At 64.9% G+C, this 21848-nt stretch carries 19 protein-coding genes and 2 riboswitches; of the genes, 7 read left to right on the forward strand and 12 right to left on the reverse strand.

All coding sequences use genetic code 11. The features are described 5' to 3' along the window. Positions 1-3: 3 nt before the first annotated feature. Complete coding sequence (locus JQ592_RS16375) at positions 4-1422, reverse strand: circularly permuted type 2 ATP-grasp protein (protein WP_211403849.1); 1419 nt, start codon at positions 1420-1422, stop codon at positions 4-6. Between the two features lie 222 nt (positions 1423-1644). Here JQ592_RS16375 and JQ592_RS16380 point away from each other — a divergent pair, with 222 nt between their 5' ends. From JQ592_RS16380 to JQ592_RS16390, 3 genes are all read left to right on the forward strand, one after another. Continuing rightward, positions 1645-2382, forward strand: a complete 738-nt coding sequence (locus tag JQ592_RS16380; RefSeq protein ID WP_130369341.1) for a competence/damage-inducible protein A — start codon at positions 1645-1647, stop codon at positions 2380-2382. 36 nt (positions 2383-2418) lie between these two features. Then, on the forward strand, positions 2419-2946 hold the full coding sequence (gene gpt / locus JQ592_RS16385; RefSeq protein ID WP_211403850.1) for a xanthine phosphoribosyltransferase: 528 nt from the start codon (positions 2419-2421) through the stop codon (positions 2944-2946). 108 nt (positions 2947-3054) lie between these two features. Further along, positions 3055-3681, forward strand: coding sequence for a hypothetical protein (locus JQ592_RS16390; protein ID WP_211403851.1), 627 nt, complete (start codon positions 3055-3057; stop codon positions 3679-3681). Here JQ592_RS16390 and JQ592_RS16395 read toward each other — a convergent pair. Then, the gene (locus tag JQ592_RS16395) at positions 3671-3904 is read right to left on the reverse strand and encodes a hypothetical protein (RefSeq protein ID WP_246820435.1); all 234 of its coding nucleotides are present in this window, start codon (positions 3902-3904) and stop codon (positions 3671-3673) included. The two genes, JQ592_RS16390 and JQ592_RS16395, sit on opposite strands and share 11 nt — an antisense overlap. Next, complete coding sequence (locus JQ592_RS16400) at positions 3901-4923, reverse strand: methionine synthase (protein ID WP_211403852.1); 1023 nt, start codon at positions 4921-4923, stop codon at positions 3901-3903. Before JQ592_RS16400 ends, JQ592_RS16395 begins: the two co-directional genes overlap by 4 nt. Positions 4924-5069: 146 nt before the next feature. Here JQ592_RS16400 and JQ592_RS16405 point away from each other — a divergent pair, with 146 nt between their 5' ends. From JQ592_RS16405 to JQ592_RS16415, 3 genes are all read left to right on the forward strand, one after another. Then, positions 5070-5771, forward strand: a complete 702-nt coding sequence (locus JQ592_RS16405; protein WP_211403853.1) for a glutathione S-transferase N-terminal domain-containing protein — start codon at positions 5070-5072, stop codon at positions 5769-5771. A gap of 134 nt (positions 5772-5905) precedes the next feature. Then, positions 5906-6514 (forward strand): 2-hydroxychromene-2-carboxylate isomerase, encoded by a 609-nt coding sequence (locus JQ592_RS16410; protein WP_211403854.1) that lies wholly within the window; start codon positions 5906-5908, stop codon positions 6512-6514. Next, positions 6514-7491 (forward strand): NADPH:quinone oxidoreductase family protein, encoded by a 978-nt coding sequence (locus JQ592_RS16415; RefSeq protein ID WP_211403855.1) that lies wholly within the window; start codon positions 6514-6516, stop codon positions 7489-7491. Before JQ592_RS16410 ends, JQ592_RS16415 begins: the two co-directional genes overlap by 1 nt. 95 nt (positions 7492-7586) lie before the next feature. On the opposite strand, the gene JQ592_RS16420 is transcribed toward JQ592_RS16415, so the two are convergent. From JQ592_RS16420 to JQ592_RS16460, 9 genes are all read right to left on the reverse strand, one after another. Beyond that, the gene (locus JQ592_RS16420; RefSeq protein ID WP_194403033.1) at positions 7587-8477 is read right to left on the reverse strand and encodes a crotonase/enoyl-CoA hydratase family protein; all 891 of its coding nucleotides are present in this window, start codon (positions 8475-8477) and stop codon (positions 7587-7589) included. 202 nt (positions 8478-8679) lie between these two features. Then, entirely contained in the window at positions 8680-10101 is a 1422-nt protein-coding gene (locus JQ592_RS16425; protein WP_211403856.1) for an amidase, read from the reverse strand. 2 nt (positions 10102-10103) lie between these two features. Then, positions 10104-11267: a M20 aminoacylase family protein gene (locus JQ592_RS16430; protein ID WP_211403857.1), complete on the reverse strand. Its 1164-nt coding sequence runs from the start codon at positions 11265-11267 to the stop codon at positions 10104-10106. Positions 11268-11281: 14 nt separating this feature from the next. Next, a complete protein-coding gene (locus tag JQ592_RS16435; RefSeq protein WP_211403858.1) occupies positions 11282-12787 on the reverse strand; it encodes a M81 family metallopeptidase in 1506 nt (501 codons plus the stop codon). 337 nt (positions 12788-13124) lie between these two features. Next, positions 13125-14774 (reverse strand): ABC transporter ATP-binding protein, encoded by a 1650-nt coding sequence (locus JQ592_RS16440; RefSeq protein ID WP_211403859.1) that lies wholly within the window; start codon positions 14772-14774, stop codon positions 13125-13127. A 127-nt stretch (positions 14775-14901) separates the two neighbouring features. Then, positions 14902-15789 carry an ABC transporter permease gene (locus JQ592_RS16445; RefSeq protein ID WP_211403860.1) on the reverse strand — a complete coding sequence of 296 codons (888 nt, stop codon included), beginning with the start codon at positions 15787-15789 and terminating at the stop codon, positions 14902-14904. An 18-nt stretch (positions 15790-15807) separates the two neighbouring features. Further along, positions 15808-16749 carry an ABC transporter permease gene (locus JQ592_RS16450; protein ID WP_211403861.1) on the reverse strand — a complete coding sequence of 314 codons (942 nt, stop codon included), beginning with the start codon at positions 16747-16749 and terminating at the stop codon, positions 15808-15810. Between the two features lie 181 nt (positions 16750-16930). Continuing rightward, positions 16931-18232, reverse strand: a complete 1302-nt coding sequence (locus JQ592_RS16455) for a D-amino acid dehydrogenase (RefSeq protein WP_211403862.1) — start codon at positions 18230-18232, stop codon at positions 16931-16933. Positions 18233-18300: 68 nt separating this feature from the next. After that, a riboswitch (glycine riboswitch) is annotated at positions 18301-18405 on the reverse strand. Between the two features lie 3 nt (positions 18406-18408). Continuing rightward, a riboswitch (glycine riboswitch) is annotated at positions 18409-18513 on the reverse strand. Positions 18514-18695: 182 nt separating this feature from the next. Further along, positions 18696-19826 (reverse strand): M20/M25/M40 family metallo-hydrolase, encoded by a 1131-nt coding sequence (locus tag JQ592_RS16460; protein WP_211403863.1) that lies wholly within the window; start codon positions 19824-19826, stop codon positions 18696-18698. 270 nt (positions 19827-20096) lie between these two features. On the opposite strand from JQ592_RS16460, the gene JQ592_RS16465 reads away from it, so the two are divergent. Continuing rightward, positions 20097-21704 carry an ABC transporter substrate-binding protein gene (locus JQ592_RS16465; protein WP_211403864.1) on the forward strand — a complete coding sequence of 536 codons (1608 nt, stop codon included), beginning with the start codon at positions 20097-20099 and terminating at the stop codon, positions 21702-21704. Positions 21705-21848 lie beyond the last annotated feature (144 nt).

Genomic DNA, 21848 nt, shown 5'->3' on the forward strand with positions numbered 1-21848 from the left:
TCTCTACTCGTCCAGGATCCAGGTGTCTTTGGTGCCGCCGCCCTGGCTCGAATTCACCACCAGGGAGCCTTCCTTCAGCGCGACGCGGGTGAGGCCGCCGGGCACGATGGTGGTGCTCTTGCTGCCGGTGAGCACGAAGGGGCGAAGGTCGACGTGGCGCGGGGCAAGGCCGCTTGCGGTGCAGGTCGGACAGGTCGAGAGCGCCAGCGTTGGCTGGGCGATAAAACCTTCCGGCTCGCGCTTGAGCTTTTCGCGGAAGGCTTCGATCGTCGCCTTGGTCGCGGCCGGGCCGATCAGCATGCCGTAGCCGCCGGAGCCGTGCACCTCTTTCACGACAAGCTCGCCGAGGTTATCCAGCACGTAGGCGAGGTCCTTCGGCTCGCGGCAGCGCCAGGTCGGCACGTTCTTCAGGATCGGCTCCTCGCCGAGATAGAATTTCACGATATCCGGCATGTAGGAGTAGATCGCCTTGTCATCGGCGATGCCGGTGCCGACGGCGTTGGCGAGCGTGATGTTGCCGGCCGCATAGGCTGACATCAGTCCGGGCACGCCGAGCACGGAGTCGGGGCGGAAGGTGAGGGGATCGAGGAAGTCGTCGTCGACGCGGCGGTAGATCACGTCGACCCGCTTCACGCCCTCAGTCGTCCGCATGAACACTTCGTTGTTCTTGACGATGAGGTCGCGGCCCTCGACCAGCTCGATGCCGAGCTTGTCGGCCAGGAACGAGTGCTCGTAATAGGCGGAGTTGTAGACGCCCGGCGTGAGCAGGGCGACCGTCGGCTCGCCCGAGGCGCTTTGCGGCGCAACTGAACGCAGGGCCGCGAGCAGCTCGTCCGGATAGCGTTCGACCGGCGCCACCTTGTGGCGGGCGAACAGGTCCGGAAACAGCCGCATCATGATCTCGCGGTTTTCCAGCATGTAGGACACACCCGAGGGCGTGCGCGCATTGTCCTCCAGCACGATGAAGTCCTCGGCGTCGACCCGTACGATGTCGATGCCGGCGATGTGCACGTAGACGTCGTGCGGCACCTGCTGGCCGTTCATCTCGGGGCGGAAGACCGGGTTCTGGAAGATCAAATCGTCGGGCACCACCTCGGCGCGGAGGATCTCACGGCCGTGATAGATGTCGCGCAGGAACATGTTGAGTGCGCGCACGCGCTGCTTCAGGCCCTTCTCCAGCAGCGCCCATTCCTTGCCGGACATGATCCTGGGGATCACGTCGAACGGGATCAGGCGCTCGGTGGACTCCGCCTCGCCATAGACAGCAAAGGTGATGCCGATCCGGCGGAACAGGAGCTCGGCTTCCTGGCGGCGATATTCGAGCGCCTCGGGAGGCGTCTCCTTGAGCCAGCGTGCCAGCTCCTGATAGGCGGGGCGAAGGTCCCCGCCGGGAATATTCATTTCATCAAACGCGACTGCCATAGATCCCGACTGTTCTCCGTGGCCATGCGTCAACAGTGCATGACTTTCATGTGGTAGCAAGGGCCGGGCCAGCGCGATAAGCATGGACTGGCAGCATTTACCGGGGATGGCCGGCCGCTTGCCTGAAAAAATGGCTGAGGACTGCTTATTTCGGCAGCAAAACCGCGTGACTTCAACGCGTTACCTCGGCAAAGTCGGCGCTACTGGTGAGGGACAGGGTTTATGAGCGAGATCGTCACGGCGGGCATTCTGGTCATCGGGGATGAAATCCTGTCCGGCCGGACCAAGGACAAGAATATCGGCTTCATCGCCGAATACCTGACCAATATCGGCATCGACCTGAAGGAAGTCCGGGTCGTCTCCGACGACGAGGCCGACATCATCGCCGCGTTGGATGCACTGCGGCATCGCTACACCTACGTCTTCACCACGGGCGGCATCGGGCCGACCCATGACGACATCACGGCCGACAGCGTCGCCAAGGCCTTTGGCGTCGGCATCGATCACCACCCGGAGGTGGTCGCCCGTTTTCGCGAGCGCTGGAGCGAGCAGGACCTCAACGAGGCCCGCCTGCGCATGGCCCGCATCCCCGACGGCGCCGAGCTGATCCAGAGCGCGACCATCCTCGCCCCCGGCTTCAAGATCGGCAATGTCATCGTGATGGCGGGCGTGCCCTCGATCATGCAGGCGATGATGGACATCGTTTCGCCCAAGCTGAAATCGGGTGTGCGCATGCTCTCCGAATCGGTTCGTGCCAACGCCCGGGAGGGTGACATCGGCAGTCCGCTGCGGGCGATCGCCGCCGCCCATCCCGACACCATCATCGGCAGCTATCCCTTCATGGATGAGGAGCAGAAGCCGAACACCAATCTGGTGGTGCGCTCGCGCGATGCGGACAAGCTCGCCGCAGCGATGGCGGCAGTGAAGGAAATGCTGGCGGGATTGAACATCACCCGCTAGCAGAGGATTTGCCGGCAGACGAAGCAGGAGACGACGATGGCTGGTGAAGCACCGGAACTGAGTGCGCAGGAGCGGGCGGGCAAGGCCTTTCCGGTCTCGTGGGACCAGTTCCACCGGGATTGCCGGGCGCTGACCTGGCGGCTCAACGAGGTCGGCCCGTTCCACGCGGTGATCGCGATCACCCGCGGCGGCCTGGTGCCGGCCGCGATCGTCGCGCGCGAGCTCGGCGTTCGCATCATCGATACGGTCTGCATCGCCAGCTACGACCACGACAAGCAGGGCGAGCTCCAGGTGCTCAAGGGCATCTCGGAGGCCGCGATCAAGCTCGGCAACGGCACCGGCAAGGGGCTCCTGATCGTCGACGACCTCGTCGATACCGGCAAGACCGGCAAGCTGGTACGCGAGATGCTGCCGGATGCGCATTTCGCCACGGTCTATGCCAAGCCGATGGGACGCCCGCTGGTCGACACCTTCATCACCGAGGTGTCGCAGGACACCTGGATCTTCTTCCCCTGGGACACCGCGCTGTCCTACCACCCGCCGCTGCGCGACGGGGCGGCGTGAGGGACGGAGTCATTCCGGGGCGATGCGAAGCATCGAACCCGGAATCTCGAGATTCCGGGTCTGGTCCTTGCGGACCATTCCGGAATGACGGCAGTTGAATAAGCCACCATGCCCCTGCAAAACCGCGTCACGCCCACCGGCGAGATCATCGCGACGCCGCATCGCGGGATGTTCACCGGCAACCGCGGCATCATCCACGATCCCTCCACGAAGACGCTTCTGAACAAGCGCTGGTCGACGCCGGCATGGATCACCTGCCTGTGCGAATTTCGCGGCTGGCGGCGTTCTGTGATGGCGCGGCGGAGCTGGACCGAGCTGTTCTTTCTTGACGAGGCCACCGCCTTTGCAGCCGGACATCGGCCGTGCTTCTTCTGCCGCCGCGGCGACGCCAAGCGGTTTCGGGCTGCCTGGGAGAAGGGGAATCGTGCAGGCGAGGTGAGCGCGAAGGCGATGGATGCCGTGCTGCATCGGGAGCGGCTCGATCGTGGCAAGAAACGGCTGCATGAACTGCCGATGCCGCTCGCGCAATTGCCTGATGGCGCGATGGTGCAGCAGGGTAACGAGAGCTTTTTGGTGACGCAGGGCAGGGCGCTGCTGTGGTCGTTCGCGGGCTACGACCCGCATGCACGCGCCCTCGATCGTCCGATGTTGCTGACGCCGCCGTCCACGCTGCGCGCGATCATCGCCGGATATCAGCCGGTGCTGCATCCGACAGCGCGCGCAGCTAGCGTATAGGCTGCCCCTGTTCGTCGACGGTCATCCGCGCATCGCGGAGCGCCCATTCCCGGATCACCTGGCGGCAGCGGGCGAGCTCGGCTTCGCTTGCGGCGGTCGCAATTTTCGATGCGCGCTCCACCGTCGCCTTGCAATTGACGAGCACCGAGCGGTCCTCCGCGCGTGCCGGCAACGCGGCGACCGCCAGCACGGCGACGATGCAGGCGACGCGCACCGCCATCATCCCAGCCTCTCGCGCGCCAGCGCCGCGCCGGCGCCGAGCGCCATCAGCTTGGCTTCGGCGATCTCGCGCCGCATCGGCGCCATGCCGCAATTGGTGGTGGCGATGATGTTGCTCTTGGGTACGAATTTCGACACCGCGTCGATCACCTTGACGACGTCCTCGGCGGTCTCGACCGTATCGCTGGCGACGTCGATCACGCCGGCCTGCACGATCTTGGTCTTGAGCAGCGCGAGCAGGTCGAGCGGCACCTTCGAATTGCGGCATTCGATCGCGACCTGCTGGATCGGGCTGGCGTCGATCGCGGGGAAGATCTGCTCGTATTGCCGCCACTGGCTGCCGAGCGTCTCTTTCCAGTCGGTATTGGCCTTGATGCCATAGCCGTAGCAGATGTGCACGGCGGTGGTGCAGGTGAGGCCCTGCGCAGCGCGCTCCAGCGCCTTGATGCCCCAGTCGTTGACCTCGTCCATGTAGACGTTGAAGGCGGGCTCGTCGAACTGCACGAGATCGACGCCGTCGGCCTGCAACGCCTTGGCTTCTTCATTGAGCAGCTCGGCGAAGGCAAAGGCCATCTTGACCCGATCGCCATAGTAGCGGTCGGCTATGGTGTCGATGATGGTCATCGGGCCGGGCAGGGTGAATTTCAGCTTCTTCTTCGTATGCGTGCGCGCGACGCGCGCCTCGAAGGCGTGGACGCGGCCCTTCAGCCGGAGCGGCGCGACCACTTGCGGGACCATCGCCTTGTAGCGGTCCTTGCGGATGCCCATCTCGACCTTGTGGGCGAAATCGATGCCTTCGATCTTCTCCAGAAAACCGTGCACGAAATGCTGGCGGGCCTGCTCGCCCTCGGTGACGATGTCGATGCCGGCGTCCTCCTGGATCTTCAGCCAGATCAGCGTCGCGTCGCGCTTGGCGCGAAGAAGCTCGTCGCCTCCGGACTTCCAGGGTGCCCAGAGCATGTTGGGCTCGGCGAGCCACTCCGGCTTCGGCAGGGAGCCGGCGATTGTGGTTGGAAACAGCATGGCGGCCCTCCCGGCAGGTTGAGTTGCGCCCCTTCCTGCCATGTCCTAACGTCGAGGTACAGAACAACGAAAGTCGCTCTCTATTCCAGCGGCGGCGACAGGGAAGGCCCAAGGAAAGGGCCAGAGGAAAGGCCAATGGACAGGTCATGATCGACCTCTATTACGCGCCGACGCCGAACGGCTGGAAAATCTCGATCATGCTGGAGGAACTCGGGCTTCCCTATAAGGTGATCCCCGTGAATATCCGCGCTGGCGAGCAGTTCAATCCTGAGTTTCTGGCCATCTCTCCAAACAACCGAATTCCCGCGATCGTCGATCACGAACCCGCCGACGGCGGCGCGCCGTTCTCGGCGTTCGAGACCGGCGCGATCCTGATCTATCTCGCAGAGAAGACCGGCCGCTTGCTGCCGACGGATTTGCGCGGGCGCTCCAGCACCATCCAATGGGTGATGTGGCAGATGGCGGGCCTCGGGCCCATGCTCGGCCAGCACGGTCACTTCGCGCTCTATGCGGCCGAGAAGATTCCCTATGCGATCGAGCGCTATCGCGACGAGGCAGCGCGGCTCTACGGCGTGCTCGACCGGCAGCTCGGCAAGACGGGCGCCTATGTCGCCGGCGACTATTCCATCGCCGACATCGCCTGCTTCCCCTGGACCATGACCCACAAGGCGCAAGGCTTTACGCTCGACGACTATCCGAACGTCAAGCGCTGGTACGCTGAGGTGCGCGCGAGGCCGCAGGTGCAGGCGGGGCTTGCGATCGGAAAATTCGTGAAAGAGCCGTTCGACGAGGAATCACGCAAGATCATGTTCGGCCAGAGGGCTAAGGAAGTATTGGGAAAGAGGTAGGCATCCGCTCCCTCCTCGTCATTGCGAGCGAAGCGAAGCAATCCAGACTGGTTGCGCGGAAAGACTCTGGATTGCTTCGCTTCGCTCGCAATGACGGCGGAGAGATCGAGAGAAACAAGACACAAGGAACCCCCATGATCGAATTCTTCTTCGACTGCTCCAGCCCCTGGACCTATCTCGCCTTCCACAACATCCAGCCGCTGGCCAGAGAGCTCGGCGCCGAGATCGTCTGGCGGCCGATCCTGGTCGGCGGCATCTTCAACACGGTCAATCCGAGCGTCTACGCCCAGCGCGAAAAGCCGGTGCCGCTGAAGGCGCGCTACATGAAGAAGGACCTCGCCGACTGGGCACGTTCCGCAGGCCTTGCGATCAAGATGCCGCCGACGGTGTTTCCGGTGAACAGCGTCAAGGCGATGCGCGGCTGCATCTGGCTCGGCAAGGACATGGTGCCGTTCGCGACCGCTCTGTTCGAGGCCTATTGGGGCGAGGACAAGGACATCTCGCAGGACGCGGTGCTTGCCGAGATCTGCAAGAAGGTCGGCATCGACGAGCAGAGATTCTTTGCCGGCATTTCCGAGCAGGGCATCAAGGACCAGCTCAAGGCCAATACCGAAGAGGTCGTTGCCCGTGGCGGCTTCGGCTCGCCGACGATCTTCGTGGGCAAGACCGACATGTATTTCGGCAACGACCGCCTGCCGCTGATCCGCGAGGCGCTTCAGCGCAGCAAGGCGAGCGCGGCCTGATGGTGCGCGCCGTCGTTTGCCGCGAGCTTGGTGCGCCCGAGACGCTGCGGCTGGAGGAGTTTCCGCCGCGCGCGCTGAAGCCGGGCGAGGTGCGCGTCGCGATCCGCGCGGCCGGGTTGAATTTTCCTGACGTGCTGATGGCCGCCGGTGAATATCAGCTCAAGCCCGATCTGCCGTTCACGCCCGGCATGGAAGCTGCCGGCGACGTGACCGAATTGAGCGCGGAGGCGAGCGGCGTCGCCGTCGGGGACAAGGTCATCGTCAAGATGCGTCATGGCGCCTTCACCGATGAAGCTGTGGTCACGCCGTCACAGCTCACGCCGATGCCCTCGACGTTCGACTACGCCGAGGCTGCGACCTATCTCGCCGGCCACGGCACGGCCTATCATGCGCTGATCGATCGCGGCCGGGTCGAGCCGGGTGAGGTGCTGCTGGTGCACGGCGCCGGCGGCGGCGTCGGCCTTGCCGCCGTCGAGATCGGCAAGATGCTGGGCGCAACCGTGATCGCGACGGCCTCCAGCGACGAGAAGCTTGCGATCGCGAAATCGCGCGGCGCCGACCATCTCGTGCGCTACGATCGCGAGCCGTTCCGCGACGCCGTCAAGCGCGTCACCGACGGCCGCGGTGCCGATGTCGTGTTCGACCCCGTCGGCGGCAAGGTCTTTGAAGACTCGATGCGCTGCATCGCCTGGGGGGCGCGGCTGCTGGTGATCGGCTTCACCGGCGGCATCGGCTCGGCCAAGACCAATCTGCTGCTGATCAAGGGTGCAAGCGTGCTCGGCGTGCGTGCCGGCGAAGCGGTGCGGAAGAACCCCGCGCTCGGCGAAGTGCGCCTGAAGGCGCTGTTGCAATGGGCGGAAGAGGGCAAGCTGCGCCCCAACGTCTCGCACCGCCTGCCGCTGGAGGATTACGCGAAGGCAATGCGGCTGCTGATCGAGCGCAAGGCGATCGGGCGCGTGGCGCTGGTGATGGAGTAGTTTCTACCGCCGTCATTCCGGGGCGATGCGGAGCATCGAACCCGGAATCTCGAGATTCCGGGTTCTCGCTTCGCGAGCCCCGGAATGACCGCGAGCTATTTATACTCCCGCTCCGTCCACCACGGAAAATAGTCCGGCATGTCCGTCGAGACCTTGTTCTTGAACTGCGCAGGACGCTTCTCCAGGAACGACACCACGCCTTCCTTCACATCGTCGGAGCGGCCGCGGGCGTAGATGCCGCGGCTGTCGACCTTGTGGGCTTCCATGGGATCGTCGGCGCCCATCATGCGCCACATCATCTGGCGGATCAGCGCCACCGACACCGGCGCAGTCTTGGCCGCAAACTCCTTGGCGAGCGCGCGGGCTGTCGGTAGCAGATCATCGGGGGCGACGACCTTGCTGACGAGGCGGCCAGCGAGCGCCTCCTGCGCCGGGAAGACGCGGCCCGAATAGCACCATTCCAGCGCTTGCGAGATGCCGACGATGCGCGGCAGGAACCAGCTCGAGGCGGCCTCCGGCACGATGCCGCGCTGGGAGAACACGAAGCCGAAGCGCGCCGCATCCGAGGCAATGCGGATGTCCATCGCAAGCTGCATGGTGACGCCGATGCCGACGGCGGGACCGTTCACCGCGGCGATGACGGGCTTGAGGCACTTGAAGATGCGCAGCGTCACCTGGCCACCGCCGTCGCGTACCTGCGGATCGCTGTAATCGACCTTGCCGTCGGCAAAACGTTTGACGGGCCCGCGCCGCGCGTCGCGATCAAACGTGTCGGCGCCGGAGGACAGATCAGCGCCTGCGCAAAAGCCGCGGCCGGCGCCGGTGACGATGATGGCGCGGACGTTGTCGTCCTTGTCGGCGGCGTCGAACGCGTCGATCAGCTCTGCCTGCATCTGCGCGTTGAAGGCGTTGAGCTTGTCGGGCCGGTTCAGCGTGATGGTGAGGATCTGCTCGGCGACCTCGTATTTGATCGTCTCATACGCCATGGTGGTTTCCTTCCTTGTCATTCTTGAATCAATTCTGTCATTGCCGGGCTTGACCCGGCAATCCATCTTTTTTGAAGAGGATGGATGCGCGGGTCCCGGCTACGCCAAGGCTTCGCCGGACCCTCGGTCCAGGGCCGGCGAAGCGTATGCGAAGACGGCGAACCCGCGCATGACGATTTGTGCTGAGACGCTAGATGCGCGCTTAATGAGCCGGCGGCTTGGGCCAGGGCTTCTGCGCACCGCGCAGGCCCTCGAATGCCTTGGCCATGCCGAGCACGCCGATATCGTCGAAGCGGCGGCCGACGATCTGCACGCCGATGGGAAAACCCTTGGCGTCGAAGCCGCCGTTGATGGAGACGGCAGGATTCTCCGACATATTCCACGGCACGGTATAGGCGATGTGCTCGAACGGCTTCATGGGATCGTTGGTCGGCGAGGCCCAGTCGGCCGGATAGCTCACGTTCGGCGCGGTCGGCGAGATCAAATAGTCGAGCTCGCAGAACAGCTTTCCTGCCGCCGCGCGGATCGCCACGGTCTGGTTGAAGCCGCGGATGACGTCGACACCCGAGAGCTTCGCGCCGGACTCGCCCCATTTGAAGATGTAAGGCAGCACCTTTGCCTGCTCGGCCGGCGTCAGCTTGGCCAGATCGTCCCACATCCGCGCGCGCCAGAAATTGTCGAGGCCGTCGAGCATCTCGCGGGTGAGGATGCCGTCGACTTCCGTCACGACTGCGCCCGCGGATTCGAATGCCTGCGCGGCCTTCACCGCGACCTCGCGCACCGGCTTCTCCAGCGCCAGGCCGCAGCCGGGATCGAGCATCAGGCCGATGCGCAGTTTTCGCGGAGACTTCTCCAGTCCCTTCCAGTTCAGCGGCTCGGCCGGCAGGCTCATGCCGTCGCGCCGGTCGGGCTTTGCGATCGCGCTCATCATCAGCGCGCAATCATCGACGGTACGGGTCATGGGACCGGCAACACGACCGACATAGGTGGGATCGATCGGCACGCGGCCGAAGCTCGGCTTCAGGCCGACGAGGCCGCACCAGCCGGCGGGCAGGCGCACCGAGCCGCCGATATCGGTGCCGAGATGCAAGGGACCATAGCCGGCCGCGGCAGCGGCGCCTGCGCCTGCGCTGGAGCCGCCGGGGTTCTTGCTGAGATCCCACGGGTTGCGCGCGAGCGCATGGAAGCTGGACAGCCCGGAGGACAGCATGCCGTAGTCGGGCATGGTGGTCTTGGCGAAGATGATCGCGCCGGCCTCGCGCAGCCGCGCGGCGGGCGGGGCGTCCTTCTCGGCCGGCACCAGCTTGACGCTGGCTGCGCCCAGCGGCACCGGCACGCCCTTGGTCGCGATGTTGTCCTTCACCGTGACAGGTACGCCGTCGAGCGCGCCGGAGGGCTCGCCGCCGGTCCAGCGCGCGGTCGAGGCCTTTGCGGCCTCGCGCGCGCCGTCGGGGTCGAATGCATAGAGCGCCTTCAGATGCGGTTCCCACGCAGCGACATGCGCGAGCAGGTCCTCCAGCACCTCGCTCGGCGAGAACTGCTTTGCGCGATAGCCCGCGATCAGATCGACCGCGGACAGATCGTGCAGCGAGGTGACCGCCTCCTCAGGACTCTTCTTGTGCATTGCTAACCTACCGGCATACGGGTCTCGATGATCCGGGCGAACATGCTGGCGCCGATCGGCAGGATCTTGTCGTCGAGCACGAAGCCGGGATTGTGCACCGGCACCGAGCCGTCATGACCGACCCAGAAATAGGCGCCGGGAATGGTCTGCAGCATGTCGGCGAAATCCTCGCTGCCCATCTTCGGCTGGGCGCGGGTGATCACGTTGGCGGGATCGACGATGGTGCGCGCGACCTCCTCGACCACCTTGGACTGCTCGACCTGGTTGACCAGAACACCGAACGTGTCGCGGATGTCGGCTTCGATCGTGCACTGATACGCGGCCGCGACGCCGGCGCAGATCGTGCGGATGCGTTCGGCGATCAGGGCGCGGACTTCATTCGAGAAGGTACGGATGGTGCCGCACAGATGCGCATCGCCCGGAATGACGTTATAGGCGGAACCCGCATGGATCTGGGTGATCGAGACGACCGCGGCCTGCAGCGGCTCGACGTTGCGGCTGACGATGGTCTGGATCGCCTGCGCCAGCGTGGTTGCGATGATCACCGCGTCCTTGGAGCGCTCGGGCATCGCGCCATGGGCGCCGTAGCCGGTGATGCGGAGGTCGAAGAAGTCGGCGCTGGCCATGGCCGGGCCGGGCAGGATCGCGATCTCGCCGTGGTTGAGGTCGGGTGCGTTGTGCAGGCCGTAGAGTTCGTCGCAGGGGAACTTCTCGAACAGGCCGTCCTTGATCATGGCGCGGGCGCCGCCGAGGCCTTCCTCGGCCGGCTGGAAGATCAGATGCACGGTGCCGTCGAAGTTCCGGGTCTCGGCGAGATAGCGCGCGGTGCCGAGCAGCATCGTGGTGTGGCCGTCATGACCGCAGCCGTGGAAGCGGCCGGGGATTTTCGAGCTCCATTTCAGATTGGTGTTCTCTTCCATCGGCAGCGCGTCCATGTCGGCGCGCAGGCCGATGCGCTTGCCGCCCGAACCCTTGCCCTTGACGACGCCGATCACGCCGGTGCCGCCGAGACCGCGATGCACCTCGATGCCCCAGCTCTTCAGCTTGTCGGCGACGATGCCGGAGGTGCGCACTTCCTCGAAGCCGATCTCGGGATGGGCGTGGAGGTCGCGCCTGATGGCGGTGAGTTCGTCGGCATAGCCGTCGATGCGGTCGATCGTGGGCATGTGGTCCTGTCCGGTTAGTGTGAAGGAGGATTGAAAACGGGGCCGTTGGGCTTGATGCGGATGCCCGGACGCAGGCGCGTCCACGGCAGGGAAGCGGTGTCGGCCGGCATCGCGCCTGGTGCGGCGCAGATCATCAGCTTTTCCGCGATCGGTTCGAAATCGGCACGGAAATGCACCGAGCTCTTGTTGACGAGGATCTTCTCCTGCGTCGGTTCGATGCCGACATAGCGATACATCGCCTGGTCGGCGAGCTGCGCTTTGTGCGAAGAGACGACGACGCGGACGTCGCCGATGCGCAAGGCTGCGGAGGGACCCATCTCCATCTCGCGGCCGCCATAGTAGGGACCGGGCGCGATGAAGCGGCCGTCGGAGAGCTTTTCGACGACAAAAGTCTCGCGATAGGGCTCGTCGCCGGGAATCCCTGACTTGCCGCCGAGCGCGAGCGTCACGGTGGCCCCGACGCCGGCCGCGTGCGCGGCCTTCGCCGACTCCGGATCGTAGATGGCACCGGTGGCGGCACTCGCCTTGTTGCGCACCAGCGCGCGCAGCATGCCCGTCGTATCGGAATCGCCGCCGGCGCCGGGATTGTCCTGGGTGTCGGCGATGATGATCGGCTTGCTCGCGCTCTTCGAAAGTTCCATGGCGTGGCGCACGCCGTCGTCGGGCGTCCAGATCTTGCCGTCGAAATCGTCCTCGTGGCTTTCAATGAGCCTGACGATCGCATCGGCCGCGCGGTCGGCGTCGGCTTGCGTCTTCCCATAGGCGAACACGCTCGGGCCGCAATCGCGGAAGTCGGCGGCGGGGAAGCCGGGCGCGAAGGACAGGGTCGGAACCGCATCGTTCTCCAGCGCGGCCAGCTTTTCGTAGATGCCCTTGGTGGGGAAGTCGTTGGTGCATTGCCAGCTGATCGCGATCAGGAACGGCAATTGGCGGAACGACTTTGCAAAGCGCTGCTTGGTCTTCAGCAGCAGCGCGAGATGCTTTGCGCAGGCGCGGCCGGTGTCGGCCATGTCGACATGCGGATAGGTGCGGTAGGCAATCAGCGCGTCCGCGTGTTCCATCATCTCGGGAGTGACGTTGGCGTGCAGGTCGAGGCTCGCGACCAGCGGAACGTCCTTGCCGATGACGCGGCGCACACGCGCCAGGATCTCGCCTTCGCCGTCGTCGAGATGCTCCGTGACCATCGCGCCGTGCAAATCGAGATAAACCGCATCGATCGGGCCCGCGGCGGCGATGCCGTCGACCATCACCTTCACGATCCGCTCGAAGGCATCCTCCGTGACATGCGCCGACGGGCTCGCTCCGCAAGCAATGGTCGGGATGAGTTCCCAGCCGTTCGCCTCAGTGCTGTCGACGAAGCCCGCGAGGCCGACATTGATGCGGCGCATCACCTTCAGCACGTCGGCACCCTCAGTCATCGCCGGCCAGCCGCCGCCATGCTGGAAGTCCGCGAACGTCGCCTTGGTCGGGGCGAAAGTGTTGGTCTCGTGCAGGAAGCCGCCGACGGCGATACGTGTCATCAATTCCAGTCCAGTCAATCACAAGAGTGCGCGACGTTAGCCCCGGCCTTGCGAGAAGAGCAAGGCGGGAAGCAATCGCGCCGCGCATAGGGTCAAGACGTTTTGGGAATGCTGCAGATGCGGTGGGTGGTGTGAGAGGAGATACCTCGACATACTCAGTGTCGTCCCGGCGAAGGCCGGGACCCATAACCCCAGGGAGAAGTTTGGCGAAGAGTCGTAGTTCGGGACTTCTGCCGCCCGCAATCGAAAGATTCCGCGGTATGGGTCCCGGCCTTCGCCGGGACGACGGTGTGGAGGCAATAGCGCTCCACACCACGCCATCACGCGCGGATGGACATCACGCGGTAGCCGCCACGCCCTCCGCCACCGGCCGGAAGTTCGCAAAGTCCCAGTTGCGCCCCGGGGCCGCATCCAGCAGCGCCTTGGTGTAGGCCTCCTTCGGATGCGTCAGCACTTCGGCGGCGGGGCCCTGTTCGACGACGCGGCCGTGCTGCATCACCACGACCTCGTCGCAGATTTGGGCTGCGACGCGCAAATCGTGGGTGATGAACAGGATGGCGATGCCGAGCCGCTTCTGGATCTCGTCGAGCAGTTCCAGCACCTGCGCCTGCACCGAGACGTCGAGCGCGGAGACCGCTTCGTCCGCGACCAGCACGTCCGGATCGAGCGCAAGCGCGCGGGCGATCGCGATGCGCTGGCGCTGGCCGCCGGAGAACTGGTGCGGATAGCGCGACACCGCATCGGCCGGCAGGCCGACGAGCTCGAGCAGCTCGCGGGCGCGCTTCATCGCGTCGGCATGTGAGATACCGTAGTTGATCGGGCCTTCCGCGATGCTCTCACCGACGCTGACGCGCGGGTTGAGCGAGCGGTAGGGATCCTGGAACACGATCTGGATCTTCTGCCGGTGTGGCTGCAGCAGGCGGCGCGAGATGTCGGAGATTTCGCGGCCGGCGAGGCGCACGCCGCCGGAGGTCGGGTCGATCAGGCGGACGATGCAGCGCGCCACCGTCGATTTGCCCGAGCCGCTTTCGCCGACGATGCCGAGCGTGCGGCCCTTGCGCAGCGTCAGCGTAACCTTGTCGGCGGCGACGACCTCGCGGCCTTTGCCGAAGAACGCGCGTTCCTTGTAGACCTTGCTGAGGTCGTTGGCCTCCAGCACGACAGGCTCCCGGCTCTCCTCGCGCGGCGGCCGCGGCACCAGGCTCGGCACCGACGCCAGCAAATTGCGGGTGTACTCCATGGTCGGACTGCGCAGCACGGTCTCGAGCGGGCCGGTCTCGACGAGGCGGCCCTGCCGCATCACCGCGACGCGGTCGGCGATCTCGGCCACCACGCCCATGTCATGCGTGATGAACAGCACCGCCGTGCCGTGATCGCGCTGGAGGTCGCGGATCAGGGTCAGGATCTGTTTCTGCGTGGTGACGTCGAGCGCGGTGGTCGGCTCGTCCGCGATCAGCAGCTTCGGCTCCAGCACCAGCGCCATCGCGATCATGATGCGCTGGCGCTGGCCGCCGGAGAGGCGGTGCGGGTAGGAGGCGAAGATGCGCTCGACCTGAGGCAGGCGGACCTGCTCCATCATGTCGAGGATGCGCTTCTTGCGCGCCTTCGCGTCGAGATTGGTGTGCGCGCGCAGCACCTCGTCGATCTGGCGGCCGACCGGCACCACCGGATTGAGCGCGGTCATCGGCTCCTGGAAGATCATCGCCATCTGCGTCGCGCGGAGCTGGCGCAGGCGACGGTCGGTGGCGGTGAGCAGCTCTTCGCCGACCAGCTTGACGCTGCCGGAGGTCGGCACCAGCGTGCCCTTCGGCAGGAGGCCCATCGTGGTGAGCGAGGTCACCGACTTGCCCGAGCCGCTTTCGCCGACGAGACAGAGCGTCTCGCGCTCGCGCACCTGGATCGAGATGCCGTCGATGATGTTGGCGCCCTTCGGCTTCTTGCCGATGGAGACGACGAGGTTGTTGATGTCGAGAACAGGGTTGGTCATCAGGTCTCTCCGTCGTCATTGCGAGGAGCGAAGCGACGAAGCAATCCAGAATCTTTCCGCGGAGGCAGACTGGATTGCTTCGCTTCGCTCGCAATGACGGAACAAGGGGATGGGCCGGCGAAACAAATCACTTCCCTTCCCGCTGCTTCATGCGGGGATCGAGGGCGTCACGGGCGGCGTCGCCGATCAGGTTGATGCTGAGGATGGCGATCGAGAGCAGCAGGCCCGGCCAGAAGATCAGCGAGGGCTTGATCTGGAAGTACTGGCGGCCCTCGGCCATGATGTTGCCCCAGGTCGGCGTCTCCGGCGAGATGCCGGCGCCGAGGAAGGAGAGGATCGCCTCGGTGAGGATCGCGGAGGCGCAGACATAGGTGCCCTGGACGATCAGCGGCGCGATCGTGTTCGGCATCAGATGCCGCCACATGATCTTCGGCAAGGACGAGCCGACCGAGATCGCTGCCTCGACGTAAGGCTCCTCGCGGGCCGACAGCACGACCGAGCGGACCAGGCGCGCCACGCGCGGAATCTCAGGGATCGTGATCGCGATCAGCACGGTCCAGATGCTGGCGCCGGACAGCGACACCACCGCGATCGCGAGCAGGATGCTCGGCATCGCCATCAGGCCGTCCATGATGCGCATCATCACGGAATCGACCAGCTTGAAGAAGCCGGAGACGAGGCCGATCGAAAGGCCGATGGCGATCGACAGGATCGCCGAGCCGATGCCGATCAGCAGCGAGATGCGGCCGCCATAGATCACGCGTGACAAGAGGTCGCGTCCGTAAGCGTCGGTGCCGAGCAGGAATTGCGCCGAGGCCGGCTTCAATCGCTGCGACGGCGCGAGCTGGATCGGATCATGCGGCGCGATCAGCGGCGCGAGGATCGAGATCACCACGATCAGCGCGAGCAGGAATGTCGCCGTCGCGATGATCGGCGTCGAGGTGAGGAATCCGAAGCGCGGCCGCAGCGGCGACGTGATCGGAATGGACGACTGGGGAAGGGTATCGACCGACATTTTGTTCTTGTCCTTGCCTCAGTACCGGATCCGGGGATCGAGCAGGGTGTAGGCGACGTCGATCAGAAGATTCACGACGACATAGATCAGCGACGTCAACAGGATCATGGCCTGGATCACCGGGTAGTCGCGCGCCAGCACCGCATCGACGGTGAGGCGCCCGATGCCGGGGATGTTGAACACGCTCTCGGTGACGACGACGCCGGAGATCAGCAGCGCAAAGCCGGTGCCGATCACGGTGATCACGGGCACGGCGGCGTTGCGCAGCGCATGCCGCATCATGACGGCGACCTCGTTGATGCCTTTTGCGCGCGCGGTGCGGACATAGTCCTCACCGAGCACGTCGAGCATCGCCGCGCGCGTCATGCGCGCGATCAATGCGATATAGATAAAGGACAGGGCGCAGGTCGGCAGGATCATGCGCTCGAAGAACGGACCGAAGCCGTTAAAGATGCTGCGGAAGCCCTGCACCGGCACCCAGCGCAAATCGATCGCGAAGACCTCGATCAGGACATAGCCGACCACGAACACCGGCACCGAGAAGCCGAGCACGGACAGACCCATCACGAAACGGTCGATCCAGGTGCCGTGCTTCCATGCGGCGATCACCCCCAAGGGAACTGCGACGATGACCGCGAGGATGATGGTGCAAAGCGCGATCGAGATCGACGGCTCGACGCGCTGGCCGATCATCTTCATGACCGGCAGGTTGGAGATCAGCGAGGTTCCGAGGTCGCCGTGCAGCAGCTTGTTCACCCAGGTGATGAACTGCACGATCAGGGGCTCGTTGAGGCCGAGCGATTCGCGGATGCGCTCCAGCCGTTCCGGGGTCGCGTTGTCGCCGGCGAGGATCGCGGCGGGATCGCCCGGCGTCAGCCGCAACAGCAGGAACACGAACAGCGCGACGACGCCCATCACGGGCACCGCGGCCAGAACGCGGCGAATGAGATAACCTAGCATGCACCTATCTCCGGCTGCGGAACTTGTGGGGCCCTGGGGCGCCCGTGGATTCGATCGTGTCTATCATGCGCGCCTGTCGCTCGGGCTGGAAAGCCGGCCGGAGATGCCGGTCTTTCGGGGCAAATTGCGTGCCAAGGGCAGGGCGGTCGCAAGAGGCCGCCCCGCGCCCGATCGAAACCACTCAGGATGCATGACGCAGCTCTCGCTCAACCCCAAGTGAAGGCACTGTCGGCGGCGCATTGAGCCCGCGCCAGCCGTCGATGGTCCCGGCGATCATCTGCGCGGTCGCGGCCGACAGGGTCCAGCCGAGATGGCCGTGGCCGGTGTTGAAGAACACGCCCGGTATCCTTCCTGCGCGCACCACCGGCATCATGTTCGGCATCATCGGGCGCAGCCCGGCCCAGGGCACGACGCGCGATGTTTCGATGGCGGGGAAGTTGCTGCGGACCCAGTCGACCAGCGGCTGCACGCGGTCGGCGCGGATGTCGCGATTGAAGTCGTTGAACTCGGCCGTGCCGGCCACACGAAAACGATCTGCGCCGAGCCGGCTGGTGACGATCTTGGCGGCTTCGTCCAGCAGACTCACGGTCGGTGTCGCGTTGCGGCTCTCGGCGGTGTCGAGCTGCACGGTGATCGAGTAGCCCTTCACGGGATAGACGTTGATGCGATCGTCGAGGAGGGCGGCGAAGTGGCGGCTGGCGACGCCGGCGCAGACCACGACACCGTCCGCCTTCAGCATGCCGCGCGCAGGCGCTGCGGCATCGCTTGCAGCAAGATCGGCCCAGCCGAGCACGAAGCCGCTGCCGGCGCGTGCGATTGAATCGATATCGGCTTCGTGGATGAAGGTCGCGCCACGCCGCTTGCAGGCGTTCGCAAGCCCGCGGGTGAACTTGTGGATATCGCCGGTCGCATCCGACGGCGTGTAGAAGCCGCCATAATACGTCTTGCGCAATGTCGGCTCGATCGCGCGGATCTCCTCCGGCGTCACCGGACGGCGATCGAGGCCGCCTTCCTGCAGCAGCGCATTGACGCGCAGGCCGGACTCAAAACCCGTCTTGTCGTGATAGATGTGGAGGATGCCGCGGCGTTCGAGATCGAAGTCGATGCCTTCGCGCGCCGCGATCTCGAACAGATACTTGCGGGCTTCGATCGCGAGCCGCGTGGTCTCGATGGTATTGGCGCGGTAGTTGCCGATGTTGGCGACGAACTCGCTCATCCACGAATATTTGTGCCAGTTCGGCCGCGGGTTCATCAGCAGCGGCGCGTCGCGCCGGAACATCCAGCGCAGGCCTTTCAGGATCGTCGCGGTGCTGTTCCACACTTCGGCATTGCTGGCGGAGAGCTGTCCGCCATTGGCGAACGATGTCTCCATCGCGGCGTAACGGTGCTTGTCGAGCACCGTCACCTCAAAGCCGCGTTCGAGCAGGGCATAGGCAGTCGTCACGCCGGTGATGCCGGCGCCGATGATGGCGATATGGGTCATGGCAGGTTTCGGGGCTCCCGTGAGTTAGGATAGGCCGACCGCCGGCCAAAGGCCGTTGGCGGCGCCCCATCTGTCACGGTACCTGAGAGCTTGATCCGCTGCGGATCCTGCAACGGACTATCCCCTTCGGTGGACGTCACGATTGCCTGAAATCGCGCCGCCTCTCTCCAGATCGTCCTGACGATACGGTCCTTTTGCCTGAGAGTTTCCGGGGCGGTTGCTCCGTCGGCGCCGCAACGAAAGCTGAAAACCTTCGTTGCGATCTCTCCCGCATCGTCGCGTGGACGATCGAGCAGTACGATACGCCTCATTTTTAGACAAGGCTAAATTTAGACCGCGACTGCCAACGCATTGTGCAGTGCGAAGCTGTCGCAGTCATTCCGGGGCGCGCGTAGCGCGAACCCGGAATCTCGAGATTCCGGGTTCGCGTCTTTCGACGCGCCCCGGAATGACGGGTTGCTTGTCACTCCAGCGTCGCCAGCAACCCCGCCATCAAGCGCCCACGTTCGACGAGGCTATCGACCTCGATGAACTCCTCGAGTGTGTGGCCGTTGCCGCCGCGTACACCGAGGCCGTCGAGAGTCGGGATGCCCATCGCGCCGGTGAAATTGCCGTCGGAGCCGCCGCCGGAGCTCGCATGCGGTAATTCCGCGCCGAGGGATTTGGCGATGCCGCGCGCCTTTTCATACAGCGCCATGGTGCCGGCATCCGGCTCCCAGACCGGCCGCGTCACGCCGCGCGTGACCTTGAAGGTGACGTCGTTGTTGGTGCCGGACAGTGCCAGCATCCGCTCGACGCCGCGGTCGAGATCGGCCTGCCGCTTGGCCATCGACAGCGCCTCGCCGGTCGCGGTCGTCGCAACGCAATTGACCCACTGGCCGCCATGCACGACGCCGACCGAGAAGGTGCAGTCCTCCGTCGTCATCGCGTCGATCGCGAGAATCTGCCGCGCCATTTCGCGGATCGCCGAACGTCCCGCCGACAGCGTCGCGCCGGCGTGGCTCGGCCGTCCCGTCGCCTCGAGATTGAAGCGTGCGATGGCGTAACGTCCGGTGGTGACGCCGTTGTCGGCGCGGCCGGGCTCGGGCACCAGCACATATTTGTTGCGTGCGGCTTCCGCCTCGATGATGTCGCGCGTCGAAGGCGTGCCGACTTCCTCGTCCGGCGTGAACAGCACGGTGATCGGCAGCGGCGTCGTGAACGAGGCGCGCGCCAGCTGCCGGATCGCTTCCAGCGAGAGATAGTTGCCGCCTTTCATGTCGTAGATGCCGGGGCCGTAGCACTTGTTGCCCTCGCGCCGCCATTTCAGCTTCTCGATGGTGCCGACCGGGTGGACGGTATCCATGTGGCCGGCGATCAGGATTCCCGGCTCGCCCTGTTTCGGATGCGGAAAGCGCGCGCGGATCACGCCGCCAAAGCCCTGACGGCCGGCGATGCGCTCGATCGTCGCACCCATGATCGCCATATCCCGCGCGGCGATATCGAGCATGCGGTTCACCGCGTTCGCGTCCCAGGTCGGGCTTTCGCATTCCACCCAGGTGCGAAGGCCCTCGAGCATGGTCTCGGAATCGAAGGGAAGATTGGCTGGATTCATCTCAATGTCTCTCAAGCTGCGAAAGATGGAACGCGCATTGCATCGGCGCGGGGCAGGACAAGCGGAGAGCGTTGTAGAGCTAAACCGATCTTTGTGGAGCCCGTGCGCGCGCCGCGAGGGCTTGCGACGAAACCGGATTGACGCGCTCAACACTGTCTGCAAGTCTCGAAAAGATAAAGGCATTGCATGAGGTTAGTTCGCCCAAGGAACGAACCGGATGCTCAATCAATAACCTGCCTTTGAACAGTTTCACGTCAGGAGAAACTTTTTATGTCCAACTTCATGCGCCGGGGGCCTCGCGCGTTCGCCTCCAAACTTGCGCTGTCGGTCGTCGCGCTTTCAACGGCGCTGGCCTCGCCAGTGCTTGCGGCCGGCAAGACTCTCACCGCGGTGATGCATTCCGACCTGCGCATCATCGATCCCATTTTCACCACGGCCTACATCACGCGTGACCATGGCTACATGGTCTACGACACGCTGGTGGCCCCCGATTCGAGCTTCAAGATCCAGCCGCAGATGGCGGACTGGAAGATCTCCGACGACAAGCTCACCTACACCTTCACGCTGCGCGACGGCCTGAAGTGGCATGACGGCGCGCCCGTGACGGCGGAAGACTGCGTCGCCTCGCTCAAGCGCTGGGCCGCGGTCGACGGCATGGGCCAGAAGCTCATGGACTTCACGGCGAGCATCGAGGCGACCGACGCCAAGACCATCACGCTGAAGCTGAAGGAGCCCTACGGCCTCGTCCTCGACTCCATCGGCAAGCCGTCCTCGCGCGTCGCCTTCATGATGCCGAAGCGTCTCGCCGAGACGCCGCCGGACAAGCAGATCCCCGAGCAGATCGGCTCGGGTCCCTTCAAGTTCGTGCAGGGCGAATTCCAGCCGGGCGTGAAGGCGGTCTACGTCAAGAACACCGATTACGTGCCGCGCAAGGAGCCGGCGAGCTGGACCTCCGGCGGCAAGGTGGTGAAGGTCGACCGCGTCGAGTGGATCACGATGCCGGACTCGCAGACCGCGGTGAACGCGCTGCAGTCGGGCGACATCGACTTCATGGAAAACCTGCCGTATGACATGCTACCGGTGCTGGAAGCGAACAAGGAACTCACGATCGAGGTCCTGAACAAGTTCGGCTATCAGACGCTCGGCCGGATGAACTTCCTTTATCCGCCGTTCGACAACGTGAAAGTGCGACGTGCTGCCTTGCTGGCCATGAACCAGAAGGACGTGCTCGACGCGCTGGTCGGCAACGCCAAGTACCAGAAGATCTGCGGCGCGTTCTTCATCTGCGATACGCCGTTTGCGACCGAGGTCGGCGCCGAGACGCTGGTTAAGGGCAATGGCATGGCGGAAGCCAAGAAGGCGCTGGCCGAATCCGGCTATGACGGCACTCCGCTGGTGATCATGGCGCCGGGCGACGTCACGACGCTGAAGGCGCAGCCGATCGTCGCGGCCCAGCTGCTGCGCGAGGCCGGCTTCAAGGTCGACTTGCAAGCGACCGACTGGCAGACCGTGGTGAGCCGCCGTGCCAGCCAGAAGCCGCCGAAGGAGGGCGGCTGGAACATGTTCTTCACCAACTGGGTCGCGCCCGACGTGTCCAACCCGATCGCCAACCTCTCGATCGGCGGCCAGGGCAAGAAGGGCTGGTTCGGCTGGGCGGAAGACGCCAAGATCGAGCAGCTCAAGGAGGCCTTCGTCCGCGCGTCCTCGATCGACGAGCAGAAGAAGATCGCAGCCGACATTCAAAAGGAAGCCTATGAGCAGGTGATCTACATCCCGCTCGGGCAGTACCTGCTGCCGAGCGGCTGGCGCAAATCGCTCGCAGGCGTGCTCGACGGCCCCGCGACGCCGCTGTTCTGGAACGTCGACAAGTCGGAGTAAGACCAAGTCCAGTTGAGGAAAGGCGCATCGTGCGCCTTTCGGCTCGACCATCGCGCGGCGCCGCTGTCATCAGCGGCGCCGCTTGCCGGGAGAACTGCCAGGAAAACTGCCAAGAAAACTGCCAACAGAACTGCCAGGAGAACA

Origin of the sequence: Bradyrhizobium iriomotense (genome assembly GCF_018129405.1) — a bacterium.
Taxonomy (GTDB): Bacteria; Pseudomonadota; Alphaproteobacteria; order Rhizobiales; family Xanthobacteraceae; genus Bradyrhizobium; species Bradyrhizobium iriomotense_B.